The organism is Tissierella sp., assembly GCF_052089545.1.
Lineage (GTDB): Bacteria > Bacillota > Clostridia > Tissierellales > Tissierellaceae > Tissierella_A.
The window spans coordinates 1-3,785 of sequence record NZ_JBQDAA010000217.1 but is presented as its reverse complement, the minus strand read 5'-3'; the positions used below and the strand labels follow the sequence as shown (position 1 = coordinate 3,785).

2 protein-coding genes are annotated in these 3,785 nt (G+C 30.8%); both read right to left on the bottom strand.

The genetic code is table 11. From position 1 onward, the window contains the following. Positions 1-28 precede the first annotated feature (28 nt). A complete protein-coding gene (locus tag ACTHW2_RS11790; protein WP_442213076.1) occupies positions 29-3,034 on the bottom strand; it encodes a type I restriction endonuclease subunit R in 3,006 nt (1,001 codons plus the stop codon). An 18-nt stretch (positions 3,035-3,052) separates the two neighbouring features. Then, on the bottom strand, positions 3,053-3,785 hold a 733-nt coding region (locus ACTHW2_RS11785), incomplete at its 5' end, for a restriction endonuclease subunit S (protein WP_442264111.1).

The window sequence follows — 3,785 nt, the reverse complement described above, 5'->3', positions numbered from 1 at the left end:
AATAATTAATTAATTTAAAATTAATGCGTCAACTATATTGACATCTACCGATACTGAAGTTGATGCTTTTCTGTAACTCATCAATATAAGGGATATTATCTTTTTTAGCTATAGAAAATTGCATTAATGATTTAAACAAAAGTAAATCATCTATTCCCCACATCTTAGCAAAACTTTCGACTTCTTTCTTTACTCTTTCTTGCTTCCAATTATCAAATAATTCATCAAATCTTAAATCACTTGATAAATTCCCTGGGACTAGTTCTGTTTCTACGAATTCTTTTAATAATTTTGCTTGTTCATCTTCTCCTATATTACTTAATTCTTGAATTTCTTCATATATTAACCTTAAAGTTTCCCCGTCTACTTTCTGAATACCTTTTTCAGTTTTTAATCTAGACCCGATTAAGCTTAGGATATGATTTGCATCTATTACTTGGGTTCCTGACAGTTTTGTTCTTCCTACCAAAGGAATCACAAGAGAATCTTCTCGAGGCTCTCCTTCTTTAAATATTAAATTTTTATATGCTCCTACATATTTCATCCAAGTATCCTCATCTATTATAAATGTTTCATCATCCCATTTATATTCATAATACTGCATAACTAATCTTAATTGATCATTTGCATCTCTAAAGCATAATATAAATAATTCCTCAGCTTCACTATTTATTTTTAATTCTTGCCACTTTGTAGGATCTTTTAGAGCCTTTATCATTTCTATAACCTTTAGTGAAAACTTTTCTACAGCGGTCTTATAATCTTCAACTATAGCTCTACTACTTTTTCCCCCACTTCCATATAGTTTCAATGATATATTCACATTTTCTTCAGTAATCTTTGGATATTGAAAGTTAATGATGGATCCAAATTCTTTGTTTTTCCCATATATACGGTTAGTTCGTGAATAGGCTTGAATTAAATTTTGTAATTTAAAATGTCTATCTACATATAATGTATTTAAAAATCTAGAATCATAACCTGTTAACAGTTGATCTGCAACAATAATGAGATCTATATTCTTTTTATTGCGTCCACTTCCACCACGAGTCCCTCTAAAAACAATATCTTCAAAATAGGCCTCTTCTCCTCTTTTTCTGTCACCACTAATAAACTCAATGCCAGTAAAGTCTGAATAATCTTTAAACATACTTTCAATTATTTCAGGTGGAATATTATCTACATCATTCTCATTTCCAAAGCTAAATGTCATAGCTATATTTATTTTATCTTCTTGTCCCTTTAATTGTTTTTTAAATTCATTATAATATGCAATAACACGATCTTTGTAAGCAACCGTTAATATTGAATTAAAATGTCTTTGTTGTGATTGTTCTTCCCAATTTGAAAGTATTTCTTCTACAACTCTTGGTATATGAGTTTTATCTTGGTAAAGCAGAATTCTTCTCTTTTTAGCTTCCTTTTCAACTTCAAGATCACTCCATCCTTGTACTAAGCGCTCTATTTTACGAATTGTCATTTCTGGTTTTTGCTCTCCAATTTGATCTTTTATTTGATCTCTTAAATAATCATAACTTAAAAATTCTCCTGTATTTATATAATCTACATGAAATCCTAATACGTTTCCATCTGCTATCGCCTGATCTATGGTATATTTATGAAGTTCTGGTCCAAATAGTTTTTCCGTAGTATCTATAACTTCAGATTTTTCATTAATCATTCCTGCCACTTCATTTTCATCAAATAAAGGAGTTCCCGTATAGCCATAAAATAAACTATTTTTCTTGAAATAAGTTCTAATATTTACCATCATTTCTCCCATAGTTGTTCTGTGAGCTTCATCTATTATGAAGATTAATCTTTTTTCAGAAATACCGTAGTCTTGGGCTTCTACCAAGTCTTTAACTAAATTACTTAATTTGAAAGTAGTGGTAACTACTATTCCCTTTTTAACAGATAAAAGTTGTTTCCTTAAATGATAGGTGTATTTTGTATCATCAACTGTTACAGGTTCATAGGATGCATAAGATTTAAAATTTTCACTAGTTTTCTTATCTAATTCTTTCCTATCTACTAAAAATATAACCTTATCGAATCCTCCCCGAGTTGATAAAAATAAAGCAGTTTTAAAAGATGTAATAGTTTTTCCTGAACCAGTGGTATGCCATACATATCCACCATGTGGAATCTTATCTTCATTATCCCAACCAAATGCAGCACCTTCTACAGCTTGTAAAGCATAAACTTGATAGGGCCTCATAATCATATGTCTTTTATTTTCCTCTTCTTCTGCCTCATCTATTATTAGATAATCTCCTACTAGCTGATGTGCCATAGGTATCATTAGAAAGTGTCCTACAATATCTTGCCAATCATTTATAGGTTTATTATGCTTGTCTGCCCAGTTAAATACAAAACTTAAATTGAAATCATTGATAGATTTTGGAGTTGCAAAATATCTTGTTGCTACTTCTGATGTAATGACCATCATCTGAGAAAATGCCATAAAATTATTTACATATTCTCCATATCTATAATATCTCTTAAACTGTCCAAATGCTTCATCTAATGTTTTATCAGCACGTTTCTGTTCGATATTAATTAAAGGCAAGCCATTGATTAAAAGTACAATGTCAAACCTATTACCTTTTGCTGTAGCTACCTCTCTAGCCACTTTATAAGAAGAGTCCCCACCCCTTACTTGAGCTTTGTTAAAAATTGTAAGGGTTATTTGTTTTCTTGTAATTTTAGGATTATCATCCCTATATATTCCATCAATTTTTCCGGTTGACCCTTCCATAGCAAGTATTTTTGATGCTTCAAAACTATTGTCTATTTGACTAACCTTTGCCATAACCTGTTTAAATTCACTATCTGTTAATTCTACACCTTCTAGTTGGTCTGAATTAATTCGATTAAGTTCCGATCTCCAGTGGTTAGTCAAATCATCTACTGTTACTTGTTGCTTATTTCCATCTAATTCATCTGGTGCTATCCATCTATATTTTTCTAGTTCTCTAACAAATCTTTCTTGGAAGTTTCTTTCACTTGAAGTTTTATTATAATTTCCCATAAAATACCCCCTTTCTATTTACACAAACATTTCGTTTAAATAAGCTTTTTTAATATTTTTTAATTTTTCTAGCTTATGCTGATGAAGGGTGATAAGGTTGTCTAGTTTCTCGAAAAATGCGCCTACCTTAACTTGCTCTTCCTTCTGAATAGGATAAACTATGGTAATATCATCTAACCTATTCTTTGGTAGTTGTTTCAATGCAGATCCAGTCTGAAAAGAAATTATCTCTTTTTGACTAAAGTCTGTTTGCAGATATTGATGTAAATATCTACTTTCCATTTTATTATCTGTTCTAATTAAGCAGATTTGAGCATTTATATTTGCGTCTTCAAACCTATTATCAACAAGAGCTATTTTCCCTATTTCTCCTCTAGTCGTAATTAGTATATCATCTTCTTTAAGATGCCCACTTTTTAAAACTGCATGTAACTTTGGCGATATATACACCAAATCTTTATGAACTAAATAACCATTGATAATATTATTAACTCTTATAAACGGAACCCCCTCGGATAATAATTCATTTGATTTAGGATATAACTCACCGTAATTACCATCAGATATAGTGAAATTTAATTCCCCCAACTTACGCTGTTCCCAAGGGTCAGTAAAACTAGCAAATCTTCGTTGTGGATATTTTTTTCCTTCTTTAGGAAACATTTCTGAAAGATAGGCTGATTTTGTTTCTTTAAGTTTTTTAAGCTTACGCTGATGAAGGGTGATAAGCTTGTCTAGGCTGGTGAAGAAG

Bases quoted from the DNA above. Each gene is read 5' to 3' on its own strand.
- ACTHW2_RS11790 (WP_442213076.1), bottom strand. From the start codon at position 3,034: ATGGGAAATTATAATAAAACTTCAAGTGAAAGAAACTTCCAAGAAAGA.